This is a genomic window from Streptomyces sp. Je 1-4 4N24 (assembly GCF_026239515.1).
GTDB classification, from domain to species: domain Bacteria; phylum Actinomycetota; class Actinomycetes; order Streptomycetales; family Streptomycetaceae; genus Streptomyces; species Streptomyces nigrescens.
On the sequence record NZ_CP110836.1, the window covers coordinates 279,593 to 305,887 of the forward strand.

Sequence of the window (26,295 nt, forward strand, 5' to 3'; positions counted from 1 at the left end):
CGATCGCTGCACGAGACGCGTTCCCCACCACACGACCGTGATCGACGATCAGGAGCTCAACGCCTTTCCGCCAACCATGCACGAGCTCGCTAGCCCACCCGTACGTCCTTGCCGGTCAGTTGCGCCCGAATGCCGTTCTTCGTCACGGCGATGTCGCGCAGCCGAATGTCACCCGGCAGGTTGTCCGGCAGCTGCACGGAGAACTCCATCTGCTGCGCGACCTTCGGCTCCCGGAGCTTCTGTAGGCCCTGGATGAGCGAGGGATCGATGCCGGTGGGTTTGAGCAGCGACGGATGGTCCACGAGCGTGTCCAGCACTCGGCCCTTCATCATCTGCTGCGGAAGGACGCGCTTCCCGGTCGCCTGTTGCAGCTCGCCCTTGTCCATCTTGTCGGCGACGGGTGCAGTCAGCTGCAAGCCACCGCCCTTGCCCGGTACGTATGTGAGCAGGCCGGGCACCACCACGCGCGTGTCCTGCACGGTCATGCGCAGGCCGCGGTCCCCGGTGCGCTGCAACTGCGCACGCCCCCGGATCTGGGCCCGCTTGTCGCCCAGCGGCACATCGCCGCCGGCCACCACCGTGTTCTTCTCGGGGCCGGGCATCAAGTGGATCTGCGACGCGCCGACTTCGCGGTTCAGGTCCTTGAAGTCCAGCAGGATGTCACCGCGCACCCGGCTCAGCACCGCACCCTTGACCGAGGACGGCAGGCTGCCGACGATCCGGATGTCGTTCACCGTCCCCTTCACCTGAGCGACGGAGACCGGCCCGGCGTCGACATCCGGGACGCCGGCCTCGACATGGTCGATGTTGCCCGCGAGCACCTGCCCGATGAACGGGAAGCTGTCGATGTGCACCTCGGGCGCGGTGTGCAGCTTCAGCGCCTTCTGTACCTGCTGCGCCGCCAGGTTCTCCGCGTAGAGCACGGCCCACCGGTCCCCGAGCGCAAGAAACGCAAGAACGACGGCCAGCGCGACGACCACCTTCGCGGTCCTCCGCACGATCCGCCGCGGCTTGCGCTCGGTCCGCGGGTCCTCCTTCTCGTCGCCGGTGCGCGTGTTGTCAGTGCCTGCGTCGCCTGCGGTTGCGGCACCAGCTGGGCCGACACCGGCGTCGGTGCCAGTGGCCGCAGCCGTGGCCGAGTCCGTGCCACTGTCGGCGGCGGTAGCGGTGGCAGTAGCGGCGGTACTGGTGCCGACGTCAGCGCCGGCGCTCGAGTCGCTGTCGTTTTCGGTGACGGCGGTGTCAGCGACGGTGGCGCTGCCGGTGCCTGTACCGGAGTCGGCCCCGGCGGTGTTGCCCTGGGGCGACGAGGCGTCCGGCCCTTCACCGCCCTGGGCCGACGGCTCGTCCGAGGACTGGTTGTCCGAAGCCGGGCCGTCCGGGGCAGCACGGCTCGCCGGTACCCGCGCCTTGGAGTCTGCGGAAGGTTCGTTGGAGAGCATCGCCATCATGCGACCACAGCCCAGGCACTCGAACCAAGTTGTGCACAGTCTTCGAGATACCTACGCAGAGGGCGCCGAAGCCGGAGTCGGTGCCGTGCCCGAGCGCTGCGTTCGGTTGAAGATGCTCTGTCCCACTCGCCCCGGAACGAAGCGGCAGATAGGCGCGGTTGGGGACGTCGGCAACAGTACGGGCAGGTCCCGATGATCACGGAGTTGCGACGCTCTGTGATCACTGGGGAGACCTGTGCCCTCGCTTCGAGGATGCGGCCGGATGGCGGGACCGCCTGTCGACCGTGGCGGCCGCCCCCCGCCGACCGCGGTGGTCTGTCGGCCGCGCTCATCCGCCCCGACGTCATCGTCACCTGGGCCGCCGCCCCGGGCCTGCCCGCGGACACCGCAGCTCTGGCGACCGCGCTGCGCACCCGGCTCGGCGAACCGCACACACCTATGACGAACGGCCAACAAGGTGAACCTGGTCAGCCTCAAGGCAGGAAAAGCACCGGGCAACGCAGAGGGGAGGTCTGATGGTGTGCGATCCACTCTGACGGTCGGTTCGGCACAGATCTGCCCTGATGCTGCCGAAAGGCCGTCCCGCCCCCGCACCGGCAAAACATCCGAGGAGCAGAAACGACGATGGCACCCGATCCGACAACCGCCCAGGTGACCATGACCCTGGCTGCCCTTGCATCCACCGGGGCCACCCCGCGTCCGTCCGGGGAAACCCTGGAGCAGCAGACCAAACGAATCATCACCGGCATCAACGCGCAACTGAGCGATCCCACCCTTGCGACGCAGGACGCGTGGGAGCTGGTGTGGCTCGCCCTGAGCGAGGCCAACGCCAATATGGCCTACCTCGTACGGAGCACCAACGGCTCGAACGAGTTCGCCGTCATCGCTCGCGGAACGGACGCCGATCTGACCGACATCCTCGAAGACCTCGATGTCGGCACGGTCGTCCCGTTCCCCGAAAGCGGATCGCCGACGCCCATCGACGTTTCCAAGGGGGCAAAGGACGCGTTCACACGAGTGGTCACCGCCCGCTCGATCGCCTCTCCCTCCCCGAACGCCACGCTCGCTCAGGCGCTCTCCGTCGCGCTCAAGGCGGCGCCCTCCTCGCCGCAGCCGACCGTCTATCTGACCGGTCACAGCCTGGGCGGTTGCATCGCCACCATGCTCGCTCCGTACCTGCAGGCACAGACCTGGCCGAAACAGCCGAAGTTCGCGGTGATGACCTTCGCCGCTCCCACCGCCGGCGTACAGAGCTTCGTCGACTACTTCGACTCCGTGCCGTGGGTCATCGACGAGCGCCAGAACAACGCCTACGACCTGGTACCGCACGCGTGGGCCGATCTCGACACCACCGCCGGCTGGTACCCGAGCCCGGGACCGCAGGCGACCGAAGAAGTGAAGCTGCTCATCGGGGCGATCTCCAAGCGCACCAAGGGCAACGTCTACGTCCAGCCCGGCACGCTCTGCCTGATGAACACCGGATACACGAGCCTTGCCAAGAACCTGGTCAACAAGACCACCCAGGACTTCCTCGGCCAGATCGCCTTCCAGCACGCCAACTCCACCTACCTGGACCTGGTGGGGGCGCCTGACGTACCTTCCGGGCCGGTGGTGACCGACGTGAGCCCCACCTTTGGCGCAGCAGGCGCCACGGTGACCATCAACGGCACCGGTTTCAGTCAGGACAGCATGGTCGACTTCGGCCACTTCGCCTGCACCGAGCCGCCCACCATCGACCCCTCCGGCCTCAAGATCACCGCCAAGGCCCCCAACGGAACGGGCGTCGTCCACGTCCGCGTCACCAACACCCTCGGAACCTCCCCGGCCGTCGCGATGGGGCAGTTCGCCTACGGCGGACCCGCACCCGTGGTGGTCAGTGCGGTCAGCCCGACCAGCGGAAAGGTCGGCACCCTGGTCACCATCAACGGCTCGGGCTTCGCCGAGGGCGCCACCGTGCACTTCAAGGACAAGGCATCCGATTCGGTCAAGTTCGTCTCCACCGGCCAGATCACCGCGACCGCGCCCGGTCAGCTCGACGACCACCAGACGGTGAACATCACCGTGACGGTCGGCAAGGCCACCTCTCCCACCAGCCCGGCCGACGAGTTCACCTATACCGGACGGTAGCGTCCGCACGCTCCGTTCCGGGGTGGCCCTTCGAGCAGCCCCGGGCCCTTGCCGCCTGCCGGTCGAACCGTGCCCGGGCGAGGGATCGCCGCAGGACCGTTCGCCCTGCGGCGAGCAGATCACGGAGCTGTACGGCACGGCCGAGCAGCTGCCGGGCGACCGGCTGTCCGTAACCCCCGACAGGCCGGGGCCGGGATGAGCCGAGGCACCGATGTGCCACAGTCCGGGTACCGTGGTGCGGTGGCGGCTCGACGACAGCCCCGGCCGCCAGATCAGGTTCTGGTCGAGCCCGGCGGAGCCGCATAGGGGTCGCCGCGGACGGCGTTACGGTTGGCCGCGGCGATCCCTGCCGGACTGAACGCACTTCACCTGAGTTGTGGGGGTTCATTCAACGCGTGGTGCCTCCCGCGCCTTCGCGGCCGCAGGCCCGGTGACCGGTGGCCGGTGACCGGCCTCGGTTCGGAGACCGAGATGTGCTCGCGCGTCGGTCATCTTCGTATGGACGGTGCAGGCGCCCCGACGCCCGCTCAGCAGTCAAACACCGACCAGCAGATGTCATTCCGCAATCGCTGGTCGTCAAGTACGAGCTCGCGAATCTCCTCGGGGAGCTGGTCACGCTGCCACTGGCACTCGAGTCGCCCTGCGGCCTCGCCCTCGCCTTCCGGCGCGGCAGCACGTGTGGCCTTGATCGCATAGGCGGCCGCACCCAGCTCGTGCGCGGCGACGTGTGCGACGACTCCGGCCTGGCCGGCGGCGAACGCGGCATGCCGTGCGGCGCCGCGCAGGTCTCGGGCCGCGCCCATGGCATGGCCTCCCGCCGCGCGCGCCTGCATCATCTTGACCTCGCCACGCACCCAGGCGCGGGCATGCTCGATCGCTTGACGCGGCCGTGGGTCATCGGGCCGAGCCGACTCGAAGAGGTCAAGGACGTGCTCCGCGCAAGATGCCGCCCAAAGAGCGAGGAGATGGTGATCCGAATCAGTGAGGGTGCCACCGCGGCGGATCGTCACGAAGCGAGGGTCCCGGACCTTCGGGAGGATCATGGTTGGCACTCCTTTTGCTGGCATCCACCCCACACCTGAGGGCGCGCACCCGCGACCAGGCAAGCCCCCACGCAAAGCCTGCAAACCCGGTGGTCGATCCGCAAGCCCGTCAACTACACCGAGTCGCAATGGAGCGCGCTGCTCGTGGCTCTCTCGTGTGGAGGCGATTCCCACCGACTGCGCCACGCGGGTGTGCCGGCGGATGGGGCGCAGGCTGATTCGCGCGGCGGCAGTGTGCTGGGCCGGTGGCAGATGTGGCGCCTTGGTGGAACGTGGTTCGGCTTGCGGAGTGGTTCCCGCATCACGTGCGGGACGCCCCGGTTCAGGCTGGTCGGATCGCTCCTCGGACGGCCCCGCTGATGCGGCAGGTGTGACGGCCCTGGGCCCGGATCTTTCCCCGTGGAGCGTCCGGCTGCTTCGGGGCTGCATCCACCTGGACTCCAAGGTCGATTGTCAGTGGTGGGTGCGACGATGGGTGCATCGAGTCGGAAAAAGGGGGAGCGGTTATGTCCGGAAGCCAGAACTACATCAATCACGTTGCTCTTGTGTTGGATGCCAGTTCGTCCATGTCACACCTGAGTCGCAAGGTCGTCGAAGTCGCCGACCAGCAGATTGCATATCTGGCCCGCCGATCGCAGGAGCTGGACCAGGAAACCCGCGTTACGGTGTACGTCTTCGCAGACAAGGTGGAGTGCGTCATCTACGACAAGGACGTGCTGCGGATGCCGTCCCTGAAGCAGCTGTACCGGGTTGGTGGGATGACGGCTCTGCTGGCAGCCACGCTGAAGTCGCAGAAAGAGCTGGCGCAGACAGCTCAACTTTACGGCGACCACAGCTTCCTGACGTTCGTACTGACGGACGGGCAGGAGAACGCAAGTCATCGCTGCTTGGATGCCCCTGCCAGGGATCCGCGTGAACTGGTGCAGGCCGTGGCCAAGATGACCGAGACACAGGCGGACAACTGGACGCTGGCCGTCCTTGTGCCGGACCAGATGGGCAAGCGCGAGGCCATGCAGTGCGGTTTCCCGAAGGACAACATCGCCATCTGGGACGCCACGAGCACACAGGGTCTGGAGGAGGCCGGCCAGGTCATCCAGGAGGCAACCGAGAAATTTATGGTGGGCCGCACCCAGGGCATCCGGGGATCGCGGGCGGTGTTCTCTACAGGTGCCGAGGCCGTCAACAAGGACACCATAGAGGCAGCCGGCCTCACCCCGGTGAATCCGTCCGAGTACCAGCTGATTCCGGTGGCTCGCGAAGCGACGATCCGGGACTGGGTCGTCGAATGCGGGCACACTTACCGTACCGGTTGTGCGTTCTATCAGCTGAGTAAGTCGGAGAAGGTCCAGGCACGCAAGCAGATTGCGGTGCTGGAGAAGAAGACGGACCGGGTGTACACGGGGCCGGAGGCCCGAGCCCTGCTCGGCCTGCCGGACATGGAAACTCTCGTCAAGCCGGACCACAACGACGACTTCACGATCTTTGTGCAGAGCACCAGCGTGAACCGGAAGCTCGTACCGCACACACGGCTACTGCTGATGAGCTGACGTCTGAAAGCCCCGCCGGTCCGACTGGCGGGCTCCCCACACAGGCCGGTCAATTCACCGCGAGGGCTCTCTTCCACGTCCTTGTCGGCCTGGTCACCGGTCAGCCCCCTCATCGAGCTCCTCAGCCGGTGAGGGGCTGAACGACACCGCGGGCCCGGTTCGCCGAAGGCAGCCGGGCCCGCGAAGCCCGGCTGTGGCTCCTGGCCTCTCACCGCACCTGGTACGAGCGGCTTCGGTGCGGGGCGTAGTGACGATGCCGCAGCGTTCCAAGGCCTGCAAGGTGGTGCGTGACCGCCGAGGACGATAGGGCGGCGACGCCGACGATCACCGACATCATTCATCAAACCTTCCTGAAGGTCCCACTCCCACCGCCTCTGCCTGGACAGCGGCAGTCGAGCCCGGCGGAGACCCGTGACGGTGCCTGGGTGGCCGAGCTCGACGGCGACGCCTTCAAGGGCCATCCGAGGGAACCCGGCTGATCGTCCGCAGAACGTCCTTACGCAGGCGCCCAGTTGCGTTGCATAGGCGCCGACGGACCACGGCTGACCAGCCAACTCACCTGCTCCGACGAACCTCGCCCGCACACCGGAGCCGTGGAATCCGGCACCCACCCGACGCGGCAGCCGGGCCGGTGCCCTGCCCTCGCTCCGCCCACCAGACCGAAGCAGCCCACGGGTTGAACTGGCGACTCGTCACGAGCGATCGAGGCTCATCGCAGGCCGGACGGTCGGTTCGGCGATGGAGGTGGTTCACGTGTCCGGAGCAATGAGGCTACGGAGCAGCGGAGTAGCGATCCGCACGATGTCCTCCACGTCTGCCTCGGCCAGGTCGGGGAGGTGCAGCAGATAGCGCTGGGCGGCGAGACCCATCATGATCGCGCTGAACAATGCGGCACGCAGCCGCGCGTCGGGGGCATCGATGGTGGCGGCGATGTGATCGGTGACTTGCACGGTGAGATGCCGACGCAGCAGCTCTGCCGCTTCGTCGCTCGTCATGCTGGTCCTCAGGAGCACTGCCATGGGGCTGTCCGGATCCGCCGCCCAGGTGTCCAGCATGCCGCGCAGGCGGTTCTCCACCGTCTGGCCGGGGTCGCTGGTGGTGAGCTCGTCGTGAGGGATCTGCCAGTGGACGGCCTCACGGAACAGGTCCTGCTTGCTACCGAAATACTGGATTACGGAGGACTTGTCCACGTCAGCTTCGGTCGCAATGGCTCGGATGGTGGCGCGCTCGTAGCCGACCTCCGCGAACTTCCGCCGTGCGGCCGCCAGGATGCGCCGACGTGTGCGCTCGCCTTTGCGCTCCGGAAGGGCCGCCTCCTCGGCCGGGCCTCCTGGACCCACATTCCGCTGCACGGCCTGTCCGGGCGCATGCGCGGCCTGTCCGGGCGCATTCGTCACTGCATCGGCGCAGGTCAAGTCGGCCTCCTTTCCGGTGCCGGTCCTGATGCTACAAGCACCTCCGGGCGGCGCCGAGGACTTGGAGACGGCAGATCGGAAGGCTCCGCAGAGGGAGGAGCCGATGCGGTTGCAGGGTGAGGGCCGGCTCTCACCGCTGCCGCACTCCGGCCGGTGGAGTCCCAACGGCCGGAGTGAGACGCAACGGTTCGGCGAAACCGTCACCGTGGTGGTGTGCGGAGGAGGGCCGTCCGGCTCAGGCGGTCAGCGCCGCTGCATCCTCCACCAGCCGGTTGAGGTCCGGCAGAGCGTGGGACCGGCGCTGCAGTCCTTGGGCCCGCGACCGGTAGGAGCGGTCCTCCAGCACGTTGCGCACCGCCTCGGCCAGCGAATTGCGGGTGACGTCCTGGACGTCTATCCGCGTCCCGACGCCCAACTCCTGCAGCCGGCTGGCATTGTGGGACTGCTCGGCGAACAACGGCACGGCCACCATGGGGACTCCGGCTGCCAGCGCCTCCCGGGTCCCGTTGAATCCAGCATGCGTGATGAACAAATCACTGGACCGGAGCAGCAGTTCCTGCTGGACGAACGACGTCAGATGGACGTTGTCGGAGCGTGGTCCGTCCCACTGCCGCGGGTCGCGGTCCGCCCCCAGGGCCACGACACCGGTGACCGGCAGCTCTCCGAGTGTCTCGACGATGGTCTCCAGCAGAGCCTGGGCGCCGCCGGGTAGCCGGGTAGCGTTCGAGCCGAGGGTGGCGAGGACGAGCGGCCGGTCCGTGGAGAGTTGGGCGATATCCGGGTCGAGGGCACCCTGTGCCGCCTGGGCGGGGACCTGGTAGTAGCGGGCGCTGGGCAGTCGGCTGTCCGTGGGGTAGAAGTCCTCCGGAACGACTCCGGCGCGGAAGGTGCGGAACGTGTGCCAGGCGTCGCTGACCGGTGCCAGGCCGAACTTCCCGCGTTGCCGGTTGAGTTCCTCCGTCACGACGGGATGGGCGTAGGGCGCCATCGGCGCGATGTCCAGAGCGCCGTGTGGGATGCCGAGACATTCCGCCGCCAGATAGCCGCCGTACTCGGTCGACTCGTGGAGGATCAGGTCCGGTTGCCAGCTCCTCGCCACTTCGAGGAGGTCGCGGGTGCCGGCCTCGGCAAGGTGGCCGACGAAGGCCGAAGCAAAGAACTCCGGCGCCAGCTCGACGGTCACGGAACCGGCCTTCTCCATGCCCGGCGGGGGCCGGAGGGTACCCCCCTGGAGTGCTTCCCCCATCGACTGGACGTTGGGCAACGTCAACGCGGTGAGTCCGCGCTTCTCGATGTGCTCGACGACGCCGGCTCCCGTGGCGACGGCTACCTCATGACCTGCCTCTTTAGCTCTCTCCGCCACTGGCAGCACCAGGGGGGCGAGGTGCGAATAGATTGCGTGTGCAGTGATGAGAATGCGCATGGTGCTCGCTCTCCACGATGCGGTGCAGGCGCCACGGCGTGGGCCTCGCACCGGACTTCACGGCCGACTTCGCAAAAAATAAACGCTTGTTGAGAATCTATCACTCGCCCTTCGCGCCCCCTTCAGCCCCCTGCGACGCCCGCTCGCGCTCGCGTGCTCCTTTCGGGCGCTCGACGGGCGAGGCACACACGGGCGAGGCACACACGGGTGAAGCACACACGGGTGAAGCGCACACGCGTGAATGTCGTGCGACGTGAGTGCACCGCCGGGCAGCCGCATCCCGCCCCGTACCCCTGACTCTGTTCGGCGAGAACGCTCAGGCTTCGCTGCGAGAGGTCACTTGGCGGCGGGGTCCGGCGTGCCGCGTCGGGTGGACGCCCACAGCACGAGCCCGAGGCAACTGAACGCGGCACCCAGTGCGCATACGGCGCCCCAGCCGGCCGCCGTGTAGAGGGAGGTCGCGGCGAGGGCCCCGATGCCGCTGCCGATCGAGTAGAAGACCATGTATCCGCCGATCAGCCGGCTGCCCGCGTCCGGGTGCAGCGCGTAGATCAGGGTCTGGTTGGTGACATGGACCGCCTGCACGGCGAGGTCGAGAAGGATCACCCCGACGACCAGGGCCCAGAGCGAGCTGCGGGTGAAGGCCAAGGGCAACCACGAGGCGGCGAGCAGTGCCAGGGCGATGCCGGTGGTCCGCCGGGAGAGCCCGCGGTCATTCAGACGGCCCGCCGCGGTCGCGGCCAGGGCGCCGGCGACACCGATCAGCCCCAGCGCCCCGATCGCGCTGTGGGGCAGGAAGTACGGGGCCTCGCTGAGCGGCAGCGCCACGCTGCTCCACAGGGTACTGAAGGCGGCGAAGACCAGCAGACCGAACAGGGCCCGGAGCCGCAGCAGTTGTTCCCGTGCGAACAGGGTGATCGTGGAGCGCAGGAGCTGTCCGTAGCGCAGAGTTGTCGGCGGAGCGTCACTGTGGCGCGGCAGCACTCGGTACAGCACCAGGGCGAGCAGAGCGGTGAGCGAGGCGGAGGCGAGATAGACGGAGCGCCAGCCCGCGAGATCAGCCATGAGGCCGGATGCGGTGCGGGCGAGCAGGATTCCGATGACCACGCCGCTGGTGACCAGACCGACGACCCGTCCGCGCCCGGCGGGAGGGGCCAGTGATGCCGCGAAGGCCACCAGCATCTGCGTGACGACCGCGAGAAGCCCCGTCGCGGCCATGCCCGCAAGCAGGATCGCCGCCGTGTGGGCGGCGGCCACCACGGCCAGCGCCACCACCAGGAGCAGTAACTGGGCCACGATGAGCCGCCTGCGGTCGGCCACGTCGCCCAGCGGTACGAGGAAGAAGAGTCCCAGCCCGTATCCGACATGCGTGAGGGTGACCACGCTGCCGACAAGTGCCGGGCTCATGCCGAGGTCGTGGCCCATGGTCACCAGGAGCGGCTGGGAGAAGTAGACGTTGGCCACCGCGGCCCCGCATGCGACGGCGAACAGTATGACGACACCACGGGACAGAACGAACGCGGAACCTTCCCCGCTTCGGCACTCGGTCCGTCGTGTCACAGCCTCACCGTTGCCGGGCATCAGCACAGCACCCCTCCACGTATCTAGTTTCATCTTGCTACCAACGACTTCGACGACGGTAAGGCTTTTTGGTAGCATGTTGCAACCATCGTGAGACTGAGGGACGTGAGAGACGCCATGGTGACCAGGACGCGCTTCGACGACAGCGAATGTCCCGTCGCCCGGTCGGTGGACGCGATCGGCGACTGGTGGTCCCTGCTGATCGTGCGGGACGCTTTCGACGGAAGCCGGCGCTTCGGGGAGTTCCAGCGCAGCCTCGGCGTAGCGAAGAACATCCTCACCGCGCGTCTGCGCACCCTGATCGCCGGCGGCGTCCTCGAATCCGTCCCCGCCTCGGACGGCAGCGCCTACCGTGAGTACGTACTGACTCCGAAGGGCAAGGCGCTCTTCCCTGTCATCGTGGCACTGCGACAGTGGGGCGAACAGAACTTCTTCGCCCCCGACGAACCACACTCACAGTTGGTCGACCGCCGACAGGGACATCGCCTCCGCGCACTGGAAGTGCTCTCTGCGGACGGACGACGGCTGCACCCCGACGACACCGCCGTCCACAAGATCTCCACCCCGTGATCCGAGCCGGAGTCGACCGCCTTTGTGAAGGCATCCTTTGAGATGGCGCCTCAGTTGGGCGGTGAACTCCAGGGATTCCACGTCCGTGCGAGATAGCTACGAGCCCACCCAGTTCAAGCACGGGATCGACGACGGCAATGACGGCTGCAGCACCCACAACGCTTCCTCGCCGAAGCCGTCACCCAGCCCAGCCCACTATCGGAGCCGGCCTCCCTACCTTCGGTGGCGTCTGACGCTCCTGCTACGACACGACCGTCCAGGGGCTCTCCGGTCTCGACATCGACATCAACGTCGACATCGACATCGACATCGACCGCAGGGTGGTTCTTCGAGGCCTGGGACGCCGGTGCTTCCCAGCGGACCGCTGCCCGCTGCCCGCTCCCCGCCGTCCGCCGCTCGGCCTACGTCAATGGCGTCCCGCTTGTCCCACCCGCAGGCGTGGGCATGGGAAAGGTCCACCCGTGAGGTTCTGAATGTAGGGGAGGCGCCACCAGTGCGGTCCTGGGCTAATCGTCGATGCACTTGGGGTACTTCGAGCCCCGGTAGCAGTCGTGGTAGTCGTACTTGCTGACCCGGAACTTCTTCTCCTTCCCCTCCTTCGTGGGATCGACGACCAGGTAGAACTTCTTCCCGTCCTTGGACTTGTCGGTGACCCGGCCCTTAGGGCCTTGGCCAAAGTCCTGCGCGCACCCGGCGAGTGCGAGGGCGGCAACTGCCACGAGGGCGGGGGCGAGGATAAGGCGACGCATGTCGTGCTCCGATCAAACTTGAGACGACGGCAGTCTAGGAGGTCGGCTGACCGGCGGAGCAGGCAGGCTGCTCGCTTCCGCCGCCTGCGCGCACTTCTGACAACTCAGGCCGCAGGTACGGAATTGCGCCGCCAGACCACCGCACAGTGCGAGTACCTTTCCGACCTGGTGAGCGCCACGCCCCATCGGCCGCCGGGCTGTTGTCGTTCTGCGCCCGGCACTCTGCGCCAGCTCGTCACCCCGGGGGCGAGAGCACCGACGTGGAGTACGAGCGGGTGCAGAACGTGGAGTTGGGTGCAGCGGCTTCGAGCTGCAAGCGCGGGACATGGCGGTGCGCCGCAGGGCGGGCCTGCGGCGCACTGTGGGTGGCTGTCGAGGCGGCATCAAGCCTCACCAGCCGGTTGGGGAGGTCAGTGGCTGTGGCCCCAGTGGCCGTGGTGTCCGCCGTGCCGGCCCCAGCTTTCGACATCGACGATGCGGCGGTGGTCGTTGCGCAGGATGGCGGTGTCGTTGTTGTCCCACACGTAGGTGCGGCGGTCCTGGTAGAGGTTCCAGCGGTTGTCGCGTCCGATACCGGTGTGGACACGGACCTGGCTGTGGCCCTTCAGGCGCACATTGCCGAAGCGGTAGGTCTGGCCGGAGCGGTCGGACAGGGTCCAGCCACGGAGGTTGACCGCGCGGTGACCGGTGTTCTTCACCGTCACATATTCCGCGTTCAGGCTCCGGTTGGAGCGGTCATCGCGCCCGGGGCTGTCGTACTGGATCGCTCCGAGACTCACCGCCGAGCGGTGGTGGTGCGGGGCCGGAGCGTGGTGACCGTGGCCGGCAGCGGCGGCCGGGAGGACAGCGGTGGCCGCGAGAGCCGCAGAGCCGAGGACCGCGGCGGCGATACGTGAAGCGTTACGGGACACGAAAACCCCCTGGATACGGCGCCACAGCGGGGCGCCGGAAACCGGATACCCGGCCGGTTTGACCGGGCCCCCACACAGTGACCGCCCGTCATGCCTTGACGGAAGAAATCCGGTTTGGTGTTACAAAACACGGACATATACACAACCCCATTAAGCCAGGCGCGCACTCCCCCGCGTCCATCAGCCCCAATGCGACGCCCCCTACACACATCCAGGCGCCCCAAGGGGTTACCGACGATCACGCATGGGGCCCGCTCAAGGATGCCGAGAGCTAGCGTCGGCGACGAGGTGGACGTCGACGGCACCCACGGGCAACTCCCAGAAGCCGACGCCGTCCCTTTCCGCCGGCAATCGCACCACACTCACCCTCGGCGACCACACTGAACTCGCCCTCCACAAAAGCCCCGACAAACGCAAAGCCACCCGCTACCTCCCCCTCGGCAGCGATGAACGGACCGAGCAACTCCATACCGCGCGGGCGGCCAACCGGGAACTGACCTAGGCACTGAAGCCGCGCGGACGCCACCTGATAGCCATTCGCTACGAAGCGACCGCGTATACAGACTCGCTGATCTGCCGCAGTGGTCTGAACAGCTAGGATCCGGCCGGAGCACCGGGACTCCGACACGAGCACGGCGCCGGGTCGATGCCAGCGACTCCTGAGACGCGGTGCCCTTGCGGCCGCGGAAGCCGAACAGCTCTGGGGGAAGAGCACCTCAACCTGGCCCCGGTCCGCCGACCCCGCCGCCCGGCAATTCCTACGTGCCGCAAGCGCCCCACCAGCAAACCCACCACCAAACGCCCGACACACTCGCCAGAGGGAGAGCCGTGACCGACGCCGTGGCTCAGGTGTGCCCGATCAACCCGGTGATCGACCTGGTGTTCAGTCGCTGGACCACGCCGATCCTGTGGGTCCTCAAACACCACGGCCGGCTACGCCAACGAGCTGCAGCGGCCACCTGCCCGCCATCACCCCCAAGGTCCTCACCCAGCGTCTGCCAGGTTGGGCCCCACCCGCGTCGCTCCGAGCGGACGGATAATCTGGGCCCGTCAGCGAAGATCGCAGAAGGGCGGAGTACATGGCAGACATCATGGAGACGGCGGCGCGTAAGGTCTTCGAGCGCTACGACATCGACGGGGACGGCCTGGTCACTGCCGACGAATACCGGAAGGTCGTGGCGGAGTTGGAGGGCTCGGAGATCACCGAGTCGGAGGCCCAGGCACTGATCGACTCGCTCGACACCGACAACGATCGCCAGATGTCGTTCGAGGAGTTCTGGGCGGCCATGAATGGCTGACACCGCCGGGTCCGGCACGTGAACGTGCCGGAGGCGATGTGGTCCCTTCCCGTCATCGCGTGGATCGTGGACGACGTAAAGCGAGGCCATGCCCGTATTCCCGCAAGAGCTCTGGCCCGAGAAGGACTGCAAGGGCCAGGAGAACGACTGGGATGTGCACGGGGTGAGCAACGTACGGGCCGTCCTGATGTCCGCCGTGCCAAATATGGGCCGGCGGCGCTACAACGGCTCTGATTCCGAATCGGATCCCTGGGCTGCAGTAGCCGCGGATGGCGGTTGAGCCGGCCGAACACACCAGTACGCGCAGACCCCGGGCCCTCATGAACCCGGGGTCTCGTGCTGTCAGCGCTCGAACGCGGGAAGGCAGGCCAGACCGGTGTCGAGCATGATGCGGCCGAGTGTCTCGGCCTTCGCTGCGAGGTCCGACGGCACTTCTTCAATGCTGTCGGCGAAGACCCCTACAGGGGCGTAGCTCTTCGGGCTCATAGCCACACCACCGCCCTCAAAATCGTCGACATGGGGCGGATTGCGGAGGGGCATTACGCCATCCCCATCCTCGACAGAGGAACACCTGCCTCGCCATCGCTAAATCCACCCCTCAGGGATAAAGCCCATTCGAGTGAATGCGGGACGGCGTAAGTCGCCAGAAGTGAACAAAGCCAATCGGCGCCTATGCACTGAGCGCCGACTATCGTCGAGTTCACATCCCTCTGCAGGAGATCCTCATGGACTACTTCGACCTCGGGACCTTCACCCGGCCCGTATCGACACGTTCGCCGGAAGCACAGCTCTGGTTCGGCCGTGGCCTCGCCTGGAGCTACGCGTTCAACCACGAAGAGGCCGTCAGCTGCTTCGAATCGGCGGCGACAGCGGATCCCGGCTGCGCCATGGCGTACTGGGGCATCGCGTTCGCCCTGGGCCCCAACTACAACAAGCCCTGGGAGTTCTTCGACGAGACCGAGCTGCAGCGCACGGTGGAACGGGCACACGCCGCCGTCGAACGGGCCCACGCACTGTGTGACGGGGCCACGCCGACCGAGCGCGCGCTCATTGAGGCGCTGCGCGAGCGCTACCCCGTCTCGCAGGCAGTGGAGGACTGTTCCGTCTGGAACGAGCCGTATGCCGAGGCCATGCGCGCCGTTTACGAACTCGCACCCGACGACCTGGACGTCGCCACCCTCTACGCGGACGCGTTGATGAACCTCACCCCGTGGCAGCTGTGGGACCTGCGCACGGGCGAACCCGCCGGCGATGCGCGCACGCTGGAGGCGAAGGCCGTCCTTGAGTGCGCGTTGTTGACCGCGGCAGGCAGCGATCACCCGGGCACACTCCACATGTACATCCACCTGATGGAGATGTCGCCGACGCCGGAGAAGGCTCTGTCGGTCGCCGACCGACTGCGAGGGCTGGTCCCGGACGCGGGGCACCTGCAGCACATGCCCTCACATCTCGACGTGCTGTGCGGGGACTACCGACGGGTCGTGTCGGGCAACAGCGACGCGATCAGGGCCGATGAGAAGTACCTGCGGCGAGCCGGCGCGATGAACTTCTACACGCTGTACCGCTCCCACAACTACCACTTCAAGATCTACGGGGCGATGTTCCTCGGCCAGTCCAGGACGGCACTGGAGACGGCCGCACAACTCGAGGCGTCCATCCCCGAGGAGCTGCTGCGCGTGGAGAGCCCGCCCATGGCCGACTGGCTGGAGGGCTTTCTCGCCATGCGGGTGCATGTGCTGATCCGCTTCGGCCGGTGGACAGACATTCTCGCGCTGCCGATGCCCGCCGACCCGGAGCTCTACTGCGTCACCACGGCGATGCTGCACTACGCGCGCGGAGTGGCCTGCTCCGCCACGGGGGCGACCGCCGAGGCCGAGGCCGAACGAGAACTGTTCCGCCGCGCGGCCGAGCGGGTTCCCGGGACGCGGATGCTGTTCAACAACACGTGCCGGGACATCCTGGCGATCGCCTCCGCCATGCTCGACGGCGAACTCGCGTACCGCAAGGGCGAGTACGACGTGGCGTTCGCCTCCCTGGAGCGCTCCATCGAGCTCGACGACAACCTGCCCTACGACGAACCGTGGGGCTGGATGCAGCCGACCCGCCACGCCTACGGGGCGCTCCTGCTGGAACAGGGCCGGGTCGAGGAGGCCGAGGCCGTCTACCGGGCCGACCTCGGACTCGACGACACCCTGCCCAGGCCGTTGCAGCATCCCGGAAACGTATGGGCCCTCCACGGCTTCCACGAATGCCTCGTGCAGCTCGGCAGGACGGGAGAAGCCCGCATCGTCGCCCAGCAACTCACCGTGGCCACCGCACTCGCGGACGTCCCCGTCGAGGCGTCGTGCTTCTGCCGCCTCGACACCGCCGCCGGCGCGAAGAGCGGCTGCTGCTCCGACGGAATCCGTGACAGTGCGAACTGATGCCGTGTACCCACTCCCGGCCCCCGGCATCATGCCAGGCCCATCCACGCGTCAGCTCCGAACGTGCCCTTCACGTCGGATGCGATGGTGATGGCGTCCACCTTGGCTTGCAGGGCGTACACGGTCGTCTTGCGGGCGCCGCGGACGCTGAGGTGGACGGGGCTGTCGCCTGGGTGGTCCGCGAGGATGCGCTTGAGTTCTCTGACGGACTGTTCGGTGATCCGGTGGGCGGGAAGGGCAAGTCGCACGGGGGGTTTGCCGCCGTGCTCGGCGGAGGAGACGTCCAGTACCGCGAGTTCTCTGCCGAAGACGTTCACGGTTCCGTCCCGGTCCTCGATCTTGCCCTTCACGGAGATGACGTTGTCTTCGGCCAGCGCGTGCTGCACCAGCTGGTAGGCGGCGGGGAAGAAGAGAACCTCGATGCCGGCATCACGGTCCGCCAGGTTCACGATGGCCCAGGCGTTGCCCTGTTTGGTCATCTTGAGCTGGATGCCGGTGATCAGTCCGGAGAGCTGTACGTCCCCGGTGGTGCGGCCGGAGGCGAGTAGTTCGGCGATGGAGCAGTCCCGTGCGCCGGAGAGGATGTGCTCGGCGCCGTCCAGTGGGTGGGCGGAGACATAGAGGCCGAGCATGTCGCGTTCGGTCGCCAGGAGCTGTCGGCGGGGCCACTCCGTGTCGTCGATGGCGAAGTCGAGGCCGAAGGGCGCAGCGCTGCTTCCTTCGCCGCCCAGGTCGGCGAAGAGGTCGTCCTGTCCGAAGCTTGCCGCTTTCTTCACGGGGATGATCGCGTCGATGGCGTCCTCGTGGATGGCGGTGAGGCCCTTGCGGGAGTGCTCCAGGGAGTCGAAGGTGCCGGCCTTGATCAGGGACTCCACAGCTCGTTTGTTCAGTGCGGACAGACCGGCCTTGTCGAGGAAGTCGGAGAAGGAGGTGAACTTCCCTTCCCGGCGGCGGGCGTCGACGATGGCGTCGATGACGTTGTCGCCGACATTGCGTACGGACCGCAGCCCGAACCGTACGTCGTCGCCGATGGCGGTGAACTCGGCGACGGACTCGTTCACGTCGGGCTGGAGGACGCGAACGCCGTTCTTACGGGCGTCGGCGAGGTAGATCGCGGCCTTGTCCTTGTCGTCGCCGACCGAGGTGAGCAGGGCGGCCATGTACTCGGCCGGGTAGTTGGCCTTGAGGTAGGCGGTCCAGTACGAGACGAGGCCGTAGCCGGCGGTGTGGGACTTGTTGAAGGCGTAGCCGGAGAACGGGAGCATGACGTCCCACAGGGCCTTGACGGCTTCCTCGCTGTACCCGTTGCCCCGCATGCCGTCGTGGAACTTGTCCCACTCCGCGGCCAGCACCTCCGGTTTCTTCTTGCCCATCGCACGACGCAGCAGGTCGGCGCCGCCGAGGGTGTACCCGGCCAGTTCCCGGGCGATGGCCATGATCTGCTCCTGGTAGACGAGCAGGTGGAAGGTGTTGCCGAGGATGGGCTCCAGGGCGTCGCGCAGCTCCGGGTGGATGGGGGTGATGTCCTGGCGGCCGGTCTTGCGGTGGGCGTAGTTGGTGTGGGCGTTGGCCGCCATGGGGCCGGGCCGGTAGAGGGCGTTGACTGCGGCGATGTCCTCGAACCGGGTGGGTTCCATCTGCTTCAGCAGTACGCGCATGCCGCCGCCGTCGAGCTGGAAGACACCGAAGGTGTTGCCCTCGGCCAGCAGCCGGTAGGTCTTGGTGTCGTCCAGGGGGATGACGACGGTGGACGGGTCGCCGTCCAGGGGGTCAACGGTGGCGAGGCTGATGCCCCGGTTCTCGCGGATGTTCTCGATGGCCTGGTCGATGACGCCCAGGTTCCGCAGCCCCAGGAAGTCCATCTTGACCAGACCCATGTCCTCGCAGGACGGGTAGTCGAAGCCGGTGATCTTCACGCCGTCCGAGGCGCGCATGTGCAGTGGGATCCGGTCGGTGAGCTTCGTCTTGGACAGGATCACCGCCGCGGCGTGCACACCGGTGCCGCGGGTGAGGCCCTCCACCCCGCGGGCGGTGTCGATGACCCGCTTCACATCCTGCTCGTTGCCATACATCTGCCGGATCTCGCCGGCCTCGCCATACCGCTCGTGGGAGGGGTCGAAGACGGCGGCCAGCGGGGCGGACTTGCCGTTGTGGTCCGGCGGGAGCGCTTTGGTGATCCGCTCGCCGTGGGCGTAGGGGTAGCCGAGGATGCGTGAGGAGTCCTTGATCGCGTTCTTGGCCTTGATCTTGCCGAACGTGTTCACCATGGCGGTGTACGCCTCGCCGTACTTCTCGGTGACGTAGCGGACCATCCGGTCGCGCTGACGGTCGTCGAAGTCGAGATCCACATCCGGCGGGTTGATGCGCTCGGGGTTCAGGAACCGTTCGAACAGCAGGCCGTGCTCCAGGGGGCACAGCTCGGTGATGCGGGTGGCGTAGGCGACGATCGAGCCGGTGGCCGAGCCCCGGCCCGGGCCCAGCGGGATCTTGTTGTCCCGGGCGTGGCGGCAGATGTCCGCCACGACGAGGAAGTAGGAGCTGAAGCCCATGGGGCCGATGACCGACATCTCGGTCTCGAAGCGGTCCACGATGTGCGGGGGAACCGGGTCCCCGTAGCGCATGGCCAGACCCTTGAGGACTTCCTTGCGAAGCCACGACTCCTGTGTTTCGCCTTCCGGCACGTCCGGGAACTGCGGCATCTCGTCGACGTAGTCGAAGACCTCGTCGTAGGACTCGATGCGCTCGGCGATCAGCAGGGTGTTGTCGCAGGCTTCCGGAAGCTCCGAGAACAGACTGCGCATCTCGGCGGCGCTCTTGAGGTAGTAGCCGGAGCCGTTGAACCGGAAGCGGCCCGGGTCGTCCTTGTTCTTGCCGACACCGATGCACAGCAGACTGTCGTGGGCGTCGGCCTGGTCCTCGGTGACGTAGTGCGCGTCATTGGTGGCCAGGAGGGGGATGTTCAGTTCCTTGGCCAGGCGCAGCAGGCCCTCACGGACCTCACTCTCGATGTCCAGGCCGTGGTCCATCAGCTCCAGAAAGTAGTTCTCGCGGCCGAAGATCTCCTGGTAGGCCGCGGCAGCAGCCTTCGCCTCGTCATACTGGTTCAGCCGCAGTCGGGTCTGGATCTCGCCCGAGGGACAGCCGGTGGTGGCGATGACCCCGTCCGGCCGGTCAGCGATCAACTCCCGGTCCATGCGCGGCTTTCCGGCAGGGAACTGACCCTCATAGCTGGCCTGCGTGCTGAGCCAGAACAGGTTCCGCAGGCCCTGGCTGGTACGCGCCCACATGGTCATGTGAGTGAAGCGGCCGCCACCGGAGACATCCTTCGACCCCTCACCGTCCGCGTTCGTGGCGCGCCGGCCTCCCGGCCTCCAGAACTCCTGCTTACGGACGAACCGAGAGGAAGGCGCCACGTACGCCTCGATGCCGATGATCGGCCTGATCCCCCCGAAGCCCTTCGCGACCTGCGCGAACTCGTAGGCGCCGAACATGTTGCCGTGATCGCTCATGGCGATCGCGGGCATCTCCTGCCGGGCCACCTCGGCGAACATCGGCTTCAGCTTCTGTGCGCCGTCCAGCATCGAGTATTCGGTGTGATTGTGCAGGTGAACGAAGGAATCCGACACGTGAGGGTCGCCTCCGGGGTGAGTAGGGAGCCCCATCCCGGCCAGGGACACGATGGGGCCTTGTCGGTGGCCGGCCGCACCGGCATCGGCATCGGCAGATGGCTGGACGGCTGGACGGCTCGGCCCGTCGCCATGCAGTCACGACGACGGAGCGGCCAAGGGGCCGCACCGCCCGTGCACGTGATCAGTCCGAGCCTTTGGAGTGCAGGCCCGGCAGCCACCCGGCCGCCGGGCAGCGCGCCTCCTGCCGCACTGCCTGCGAAACCACATGTTGACCAGAGACATCAAAGCCAGCGTGGCCTATGGGAATCAAACAACCATTTCGCCGACCACAGTCAACGATTGGTTGTCCACCTAGGATGGTCAGCGTGGATCTCATCGCCGTGCGCACCTTCGTCACCGCCGTGGACGCGGGACAGTTCCAAGAAGCCGCCGCCAACTTGTCGATCACCCCACAGGCCGTCTCCAAGCGCATCGCCGTGCTGGAGAAGGACCTCGGTGTGCAGCTGTTCAGCCGTACGGCCCGCGGAGCCCGGCTGACCATCGACGGGCAGGCGTTCCTGCCTTACGCCCGGGCTCTCCTGCAAGCCGAGGAACGGGCAGCCGCTTCCGTGCGACCAGGGCGCCGGGCGTTGCGCGTCGACGTGATCGGCCGCCGGGTTTCCGTGGCCGGTCTGCTGCGCGACTTCCATCGCGCGTATCCGGAGACCGATCTCGATGTCGTGACCCTGTTCGACTCCGACACGGCCATCGCCGCCGTCCGGTCCGGGACGATCGACGCGACCTTCCGCGCCGTGACCATGCCGGGCCGGCAGCTCCCCGAAGGCATCGAGGCCACTCCGGTCTACGACGAACCGCTCCACCTGTTCACCGGACCGGCCCACGAGTTCGCCGCCGCCCGCGCGATCACTCCCGCACAGCTCGCCGGGCGCCGGATCTGGATGCCCGGCAACCTGCCCGGCACCGAGTGGGCCGCCTACTATGACGAACTCGCCGCAACGTTCGGTCTCACCATCGACGCGGTCGGCCCCAACTTCGGTATCGAGCCCCTCCTCGACACGATCGCGGCCTCCTCGACACTGGCGACCTTCGTCAGCGAACAGACCCCACTGGTCTGGCCTGCCGGCCACGACCTGCGACGCATCCCCCTGCACGACCCGACCCCGGTCTACCCGCACTCACTGATCTGGCGCACCGACAACCCGCACCCCGCCCTCACCGCACTGCGAAACCAGCTCACCTCTGCCTACCCCGGCCGCCCCGACAGCGGGACCTGGACACCTAAGTGGGCCGAGCGCGCCACAGCACGTTGAAGCTGCGGCGGAGGCCTCGGTCGAGGAGAGCAAGCTGCTGTGGATCGGCGAACCGCCCCTGCTGACCCGTCTGGTCCACGCGGACGTCCCCGGTGTGTACGCATACGTGATGCGGCACGGCGGCTTCCCTGAGCACCCCGAGCCCCCCGATCTGTATGCCCTGCAGCGCGCCGAGGTCCTTCTGACACCGCCGGTGAGGCCGGCCAGGTGGGGCCGGAAGCGCGTGGCGACCAGACCCTGCGCGCGGGGCACGGGTTCAGTAAGTGCCGCCGATACCACACCGGTTGACGGCGACGTCGCGCGTCGAGGGCGAGCTGAACGGCCGTTCCGCCGGGGCTGTCACCGGACTTGTTTCCACTCGTTGGCGAGTGCGCGGTCATGGGCGAGTGCGCGGTCGTCATGTCCGCTACCGACCGGGGCCCGTCTCCGACCGGGGGTGTTGCGTCAGCGCCGAGTTGGCAGCCTCAAGGATGTTACGGAAGGTGCGGGTGATGACCGGCCGTGCGAGGAACCGGGTGAGGACGGCGCCGAGCACCGGGACGGGGATCTCGGCGCGGGTGGTCCAGCGCACCTGGGTGCCGCCCACGACCTCGGTGAATGTCATGCGGCCGAGTTCGTGCCGGGACGGTGGCAGGCTGCGCTCGACGACGTACTCGGTGGCGTGCGGCGGGTCGTAGTGGGTGATGCGTTCCCGGAACCAGCCGATCAGCCAGAGATGACTGCGCACGGCACCGACGCCGTAGGGAGCGGCCTCGCCGTGCCGGGTCAGGCGGCAGCGCAGCACCAGGGGCGAGCTCGTGTAGGTGGTGGTCGTGGTGAGCCAGGCGAACACCTCGTCGATCGGGGCGTCGATGACGCGTTCAACGGTCATGGTTTCCATGGCTGGGTTCTCCTCTGTCGAGTGAATGGACCGTCTCGGAGCGGCGTAGCTTGTCCGGGTTGCGCATGCCGTAGAGACCGGTGATCTGTCCGCCATCGATCTCGAAAACCACCAGCCAGTCGAGTTCGCCGTCGGTGAGGAAGCGTGCCGCGGGCATGCCGTTGTATGTGGCGTGCTCGATGCGGGTCGTCGTGGTGGTTGCGGTGCGGATCACGCCGAGCACGAAGCGGGCGACGTCATCGCGGCCGATGACCGGCCTGCGGGCGGCGACCACCTTCCCACCGCCGTCGGAGATCTGTACGACGTCGGGCGCCAACAGGTCTATCAGTGGCTTGACTTGTCCCGTCGTCGCGGCGAGCAGGAACTGCTCGACGATCCCCCGGGTGGCCTCCGAGTCAGGCTCGAAGCGGCGGCGCCGCGCGTGGACGTGCCGGCGTGCGCGGTGGGCGATCTGCCGGACGGTGACCTCGGTCTTGCCGATGCAGGCGGCGATCTCGCCGTGGGTGTAGCCGAACACCTCGTGCAGCACGAACACCGCACGCTCGGTCGGGTTCAGCGTCTCCAGGACGAGCATCATGGCCATCGACACCGACTCGGCCAGGATCGTGTCGTCGCTCACGTCGGGCGCGGTGCGGATCGGCTCGGGCAGCCACGGGCCGACGTAGTCCTCGCGCCGTGCCCTGACCGTGCGCAGGTGGTTGAGGGCCTGCCGGGTCACCACGCGCACCAGATAGGCGCGCGGATGCTCGACCGTGGCCGGATCGACCGCGCTCCACCGCAGATAACTCTCCTGCAGCACGTCCTCCGCATCGGCGGCGCTGCCCAGCATCTCGTAGGCGATGGTGAACAGCAGTGAGCGGTGCTCGGTGAAGACATCCTCAGCCACGGCCGGCCCCGCACCACTCCCTGGTGCAGCGGCCGGTGTGCCGTGGCCACACCATGGACTGGCAGACCCACTCATCGGCCACCGCCGCGGTGCCGCCGGCGACCGGGGGCCCGGTCGGAGTGCCGCCGCTGAGCCGGGAAGTCTGGATCACACCCCCTCGGCATCCCGGGCTGGCGGCCCGCCCCATCACGGCCGCAACCACGCGTTTGGTATCTCGGTTCACACCCGGCCCCTCTCTTCGGACGCCCATCGAGACACCCCTCACCAGAAAACCGTGACAGCCCTCCGATGTGATTCCGTTCACCACGCGGGTCGGCGAGATCGAAGCGCTGAAGCCTACGAACCGACCGCCGCCGTGCGCGCTGACCGAAGCGCTCAGACGGCCGGCTCGGGCGCTCACCCGGCAGGCCGAGCGCTCAGCTACACCTGCCCTGTGCCAAGGGGACCTTGAGCGTCCACCGATGAAGCGTGCGTGGCTGGAGAGTTGTTCCGCTGCCGGCCCCCTTTTGCCGGTGTCATTCGGCCATGCCGCCGGCGAACGGCATCGTCTGCCATTGGTCGACGGCAGGCTGCAAGTACTCCAACAGCGAGGGCAGTTGCGGCACGAGCGTGAGGGAGGCGATGACCCTCAGCATCCCCACGGCGTTCACGAAGCGCAGGACGTCCTCGTTCAACGGCCGCATGCCGTTGCGCTGCGCGCCACGGTTGTATGCGGATTCGAGTACGGGCCCGAGAGCGGCCAGGTCCCACTCGACGGGGCCCAGCGTGACCAGCTCGAAGTCGGCATAGAGGTCTCCGTGCACCCCGCGGAAGATGTTCGCGGGCGGGGAGTCGCCGTGGATGGGCTGGAGGTCGATCCCCGGGAATGCCTTTTCGAAGGCCGTGCGTGAGCGCACGAGAGGTTCCAGGACCTGCCACTCGCGGCGTGCGCGGTCCAGATCGGCCGGACCGATGAGGTCGGGGCGCTGTTCGAGCAGAGTAAGGCTTTCTGCGATGAACTGCGGTTCGGCCGCGGACAGAAACGACAGCCGGCCCGGGTATGCACGCATCGCGGCGTGCAGGTCAGCGGTAATTTCGGAGTTCGCCTCGTAGTCGGGCTCTTTGTCTCGGTCTTCCTCGATGAACTGCCAGAACGTCATCGAGAACCCGTCGCGCTGAACGGGTTCCCGCGGCACGAGAGGGCTGGGAGGGATCACGGGAGTTCCCTGGTCTGCGAGCCACCGCGTCACGTCCAGCTCCGTCTGCTGGCGGCGTGCCCGGGAATCGAGGCTCACGTAGCCCGGCAGGACGGTGGGAATCCGGGCCACGACCGGTGACGGCGCAAGGTGGACCACGACGGAAAACAGGTCATGGAGCACCCTGGCATCAGTCACGGTGAGTCCGAGATCGCGCCCAGCTCCGACAGCCGCGTCGACTGCGGCGGAAGTGCGGTGGGCGATGTCTTGTGGTGTCACTAAATCAGTCACATCCCGATCGTCGCATGGCCCCAGAGGGAGTTGAAGGGACGGCTCACACACCACACCCTTCACCCGAAGCCCTGCTCACGAGTCGTGGTCTCCCACCAACACATCAGCAAGTACCGGTCGCCCTGAGCGGCCTGCTGTCGTACGCGGCGCCCCTGAACGAGGCGCCCCGGAATCCGGCCGCGACAGAAAGCATCTGTTCAGTCGAGGATCGCGGTGGCTTCGACCTCGAGCAGATGCTCGGGCACGTCCATGGCGGCGCCGATGTTGAGGTAGCACTGCTCGACCTGGGCGTTGAGGTAGCACGGCTCGATCTGAGCTGCGAGATCGTCTCCCCCGACCGTGACCCCTTCGGCTCCGCTCCCCCGCTCGTCCACCGCGTGTCAGCGCAGCTCGGTTGCCGGCCAGGCGCGCGGGTACGGCACACGTAGCGACTCGGTCGCCACCGGGGTGTGGTCGGCGGCGGCGTGGAGGCGTCCGTCGCGCAGGACGAGGGCACCGCTGCGGAGCATCGTGGCGACCAGCTCGGTGGCGAGCGCCTCGGGTGTGAGGTCCAGGAGCCGTGCCGCGTCGGTCAGCCAGACGCGGGCAAGGAGGTAGGGCTCGACCTCGTCGGACGCGATGCCTCCGCGGATCATCAGGGCGAAGGCGAAGATGCGCCGGGCGCCGTACCAGACCGCTGCGTCCGGGTCGTCGACGAGGCGCTGGGCGCGGCGCAGCGCGGTGTCGAAGGCGGCTGTGGGGTCGGAGGGGATCGGGCCGTGCGAAGGAAGGATCCCATGCGGCCGTTTACTCCGCGTGCCCGACGAACCCGCTGTCGACCAGTGCCGGTTGCCGCCCGTGCAGCAGGAGCAGGTTGGCGTCGGGAAACGGCCTCTGCCGCCACGTCACCCAGGACGGGCAGCGTCGGCGGCCCGCTCACTGCTCGGACCGTTGCACGCGAATGAGCGTCTGCTGTCCATTGGCGACGAGCTTCCGCTCGCCGTCGTCCTGAACGCCGAACACCTCCAACTGACACACGGACAGTGTCCGGCCGGACTTCAGGACCGTCCCGACCGCCTCGATGCGGTCACCGGCAGCAGGCGCGAGAAGGTTGATCTTGTACTCGACGGTGAGCACGTCGGTGTCCTCGGGGAACGTGGTGTAGGCGGCATAGCCGCCGGCGCTGTCCGCGATGGCGCTGGTGGCGCCGGCATGAAAGTAGCCGTGCTGCTGGGTGACTTCGGGCCTGCCGGGAAGCTCGATGTGCACGCGGCCCGGCGCGATGCGGGTGAGCGTTGCTCCGAGGTGGGCCATCAGCCCCTGGCGGTCGAAGCTGTCCTGGATGCGCTTCTGCACCTCGGGAGTCGCCTGGTCCGGCTGCGACTGGTCTTCCACGTGCGCTCCTTCGACGGACATCATGGTCTGTGAACGGGGTGAGGCGGGTTCGTCAGCCGGCCAGACGTTCCACCAGCAGCATGCCGCCGATGACGATCATCATGGCACCTGAGGCGCGCGAACAAACCGACCGCACCGCCCACCGCCACCGTCACCCACCGCGAGGAGAACACCGGTCTGCTGCGGAGCTTCCGCTCCTGGTCCAACGCGCA

Annotated in this window: 23 protein-coding genes; 7 read left to right on the forward strand and 16 right to left on the reverse strand. The window is 67.5% G+C overall.

Going from position 1 to position 26,295, the window contains the following annotated elements:
- Window positions 1–89 precede the first annotated feature (89 nt).
- Window positions 90–980, reverse strand: coding sequence for a DUF2993 domain-containing protein (locus SLV14N_RS01320; RefSeq protein ID WP_263267610.1), 891 nt, complete (start codon window positions 978–980; stop codon window positions 90–92).
- Between the two features lie 1,095 nt (window positions 981–2,075).
- On the opposite strand from SLV14N_RS01320, the gene SLV14N_RS01325 reads away from it, so the two are divergent.
- On the forward strand, window positions 2,076–3,578 hold the full coding sequence (locus SLV14N_RS01325) for an IPT/TIG domain-containing protein (protein WP_208679340.1): 1,503 nt from the start codon (window positions 2,076–2,078) through the stop codon (window positions 3,576–3,578).
- A gap of 527 nt (window positions 3,579–4,105) precedes the next feature.
- Here SLV14N_RS01325 and SLV14N_RS01330 read toward each other — a convergent pair.
- Window positions 4,106–4,621, reverse strand: coding sequence for a putative immunity protein (locus SLV14N_RS01330; protein WP_263267613.1), 516 nt, complete (start codon window positions 4,619–4,621; stop codon window positions 4,106–4,108).
- Between the two features lie 506 nt (window positions 4,622–5,127).
- Between SLV14N_RS01330 and SLV14N_RS01335 the strand changes: the two genes are divergently transcribed.
- Window positions 5,128–6,168 carry a vWA domain-containing protein gene (locus SLV14N_RS01335; protein WP_263267615.1) on the forward strand — a complete coding sequence of 347 codons (1,041 nt, stop codon included), beginning with the start codon at window positions 5,128–5,130 and terminating at the stop codon, window positions 6,166–6,168.
- 287 nt (window positions 6,169–6,455) lie between these two features.
- Entirely contained in the window at window positions 6,456–6,647 is a 192-nt protein-coding gene (locus SLV14N_RS01340; protein ID WP_263267617.1) for a hypothetical protein, read from the forward strand.
- A 270-nt stretch (window positions 6,648–6,917) separates the two neighbouring features.
- On the opposite strand, the gene SLV14N_RS01345 is transcribed toward SLV14N_RS01340, so the two are convergent.
- The 3 genes from SLV14N_RS01345 to SLV14N_RS01355 all read right to left on the reverse strand — a co-directional run bounded on the left by SLV14N_RS01345 (window position 6,918) and on the right by SLV14N_RS01355 (window position 10,587).
- Complete coding sequence (locus SLV14N_RS01345) at window positions 6,918–7,583, reverse strand: TetR family transcriptional regulator (RefSeq protein WP_259670044.1); 666 nt, start codon at window positions 7,581–7,583, stop codon at window positions 6,918–6,920.
- Window positions 7,584–7,818: 235 nt separating this feature from the next.
- Window positions 7,819–9,006 carry a glycosyltransferase gene (locus SLV14N_RS01350; protein ID WP_263267618.1) on the reverse strand — a complete coding sequence of 396 codons (1,188 nt, stop codon included), beginning with the start codon at window positions 9,004–9,006 and terminating at the stop codon, window positions 7,819–7,821.
- Between the two features lie 336 nt (window positions 9,007–9,342).
- Complete coding sequence (locus SLV14N_RS01355; RefSeq protein WP_263267619.1) at window positions 9,343–10,587, reverse strand: MFS transporter; 1,245 nt, start codon at window positions 10,585–10,587, stop codon at window positions 9,343–9,345.
- A gap of 117 nt (window positions 10,588–10,704) precedes the next feature.
- On the opposite strand from SLV14N_RS01355, the gene SLV14N_RS01360 reads away from it, so the two are divergent.
- Window positions 10,705–11,157, forward strand: a complete 453-nt coding sequence (locus SLV14N_RS01360) for a helix-turn-helix domain-containing protein (protein ID WP_208687625.1) — start codon at window positions 10,705–10,707, stop codon at window positions 11,155–11,157.
- A 506-nt stretch (window positions 11,158–11,663) separates the two neighbouring features.
- Here the strand turns inward: SLV14N_RS01360 and SLV14N_RS01365 are convergent.
- The gene (locus SLV14N_RS01365) at window positions 11,664–11,906 is read right to left on the reverse strand and encodes a hypothetical protein (RefSeq protein ID WP_208679345.1); all 243 of its coding nucleotides are present in this window, start codon (window positions 11,904–11,906) and stop codon (window positions 11,664–11,666) included.
- 410 nt (window positions 11,907–12,316) lie between these two features.
- Window positions 12,317–12,817 carry a lamin tail domain-containing protein gene (locus SLV14N_RS01370; RefSeq protein ID WP_208679346.1) on the reverse strand — a complete coding sequence of 167 codons (501 nt, stop codon included), beginning with the start codon at window positions 12,815–12,817 and terminating at the stop codon, window positions 12,317–12,319.
- Between the two features lie 1,079 nt (window positions 12,818–13,896).
- On the opposite strand from SLV14N_RS01370, the gene SLV14N_RS01380 reads away from it, so the two are divergent.
- Entirely contained in the window at window positions 13,897–14,115 is a 219-nt protein-coding gene (locus SLV14N_RS01380) for an EF-hand domain-containing protein (RefSeq protein ID WP_208679347.1), read from the forward strand.
- A gap of 342 nt (window positions 14,116–14,457) precedes the next feature.
- Here the strand turns inward: SLV14N_RS01380 and SLV14N_RS01385 are convergent, their stop codons facing one another.
- A complete protein-coding gene (locus tag SLV14N_RS01385) occupies window positions 14,458–14,601 on the reverse strand; it encodes a hypothetical protein (RefSeq protein WP_263267620.1) in 144 nt (47 codons plus the stop codon).
- A gap of 239 nt (window positions 14,602–14,840) precedes the next feature.
- Here SLV14N_RS01385 and SLV14N_RS01390 point away from each other — a divergent pair, with 239 nt between their 5' ends.
- Window positions 14,841–16,538, forward strand: a complete 1,698-nt coding sequence (locus tag SLV14N_RS01390) for a hypothetical protein (protein WP_263267621.1) — start codon at window positions 14,841–14,843, stop codon at window positions 16,536–16,538.
- A 29-nt stretch (window positions 16,539–16,567) separates the two neighbouring features.
- On the opposite strand, the gene dnaE is transcribed toward SLV14N_RS01390, so the two are convergent.
- Window positions 16,568–20,164, reverse strand: coding sequence for a DNA polymerase III subunit alpha (dnaE, locus tag SLV14N_RS01395; protein WP_263267622.1), 3,597 nt, complete (start codon window positions 20,162–20,164; stop codon window positions 16,568–16,570).
- 368 nt (window positions 20,165–20,532) lie between these two features.
- Between dnaE and SLV14N_RS01400 the strand changes: the two genes are divergently transcribed.
- Window positions 20,533–21,477 (forward strand): LysR family transcriptional regulator, encoded by a 945-nt coding sequence (locus SLV14N_RS01400; RefSeq protein ID WP_208679351.1) that lies wholly within the window; start codon window positions 20,533–20,535, stop codon window positions 21,475–21,477.
- A 406-nt stretch (window positions 21,478–21,883) separates the two neighbouring features.
- Here the strand turns inward: SLV14N_RS01400 and SLV14N_RS01405 are convergent, their stop codons facing one another.
- The 7 genes from SLV14N_RS01405 to SLV14N_RS01435 all read right to left on the reverse strand — a co-directional run bounded on the left by SLV14N_RS01405 (window position 21,884) and on the right by SLV14N_RS01435 (window position 26,083).
- The gene (locus tag SLV14N_RS01405; protein ID WP_208679352.1) at window positions 21,884–22,357 is read right to left on the reverse strand and encodes an SRPBCC family protein; all 474 of its coding nucleotides are present in this window, start codon (window positions 22,355–22,357) and stop codon (window positions 21,884–21,886) included.
- Window positions 22,338–23,243, reverse strand: coding sequence for an RNA polymerase sigma-70 factor (locus tag SLV14N_RS01410; RefSeq protein WP_208679353.1), 906 nt, complete (start codon window positions 23,241–23,243; stop codon window positions 22,338–22,340). Before SLV14N_RS01410 ends, SLV14N_RS01405 begins: the two co-directional genes overlap by 20 nt.
- Window positions 23,236–23,394 carry a hypothetical protein gene (locus tag SLV14N_RS01415; RefSeq protein WP_263267623.1) on the reverse strand — a complete coding sequence of 53 codons (159 nt, stop codon included), beginning with the start codon at window positions 23,392–23,394 and terminating at the stop codon, window positions 23,236–23,238. The genes SLV14N_RS01410 and SLV14N_RS01415 overlap by 8 nt, the downstream gene beginning before the upstream one ends.
- A gap of 364 nt (window positions 23,395–23,758) precedes the next feature.
- On the reverse strand, window positions 23,759–24,709 hold the full coding sequence (locus SLV14N_RS01420; protein WP_317633731.1) for a phosphotransferase: 951 nt from the start codon (window positions 24,707–24,709) through the stop codon (window positions 23,759–23,761).
- A gap of 197 nt (window positions 24,710–24,906) precedes the next feature.
- On the reverse strand, window positions 24,907–25,083 hold the full coding sequence (locus tag SLV14N_RS01425) for a hypothetical protein (protein WP_263267625.1): 177 nt from the start codon (window positions 25,081–25,083) through the stop codon (window positions 24,907–24,909).
- A gap of 6 nt (window positions 25,084–25,089) precedes the next feature.
- Complete coding sequence (locus SLV14N_RS01430; RefSeq protein WP_263267626.1) at window positions 25,090–25,344, reverse strand: hypothetical protein; 255 nt, start codon at window positions 25,342–25,344, stop codon at window positions 25,090–25,092.
- 280 nt (window positions 25,345–25,624) lie between these two features.
- On the reverse strand, window positions 25,625–26,083 hold the full coding sequence (locus SLV14N_RS01435; RefSeq protein ID WP_263267627.1) for a PaaI family thioesterase: 459 nt from the start codon (window positions 26,081–26,083) through the stop codon (window positions 25,625–25,627).
- Window positions 26,084–26,295 lie beyond the last annotated feature (212 nt).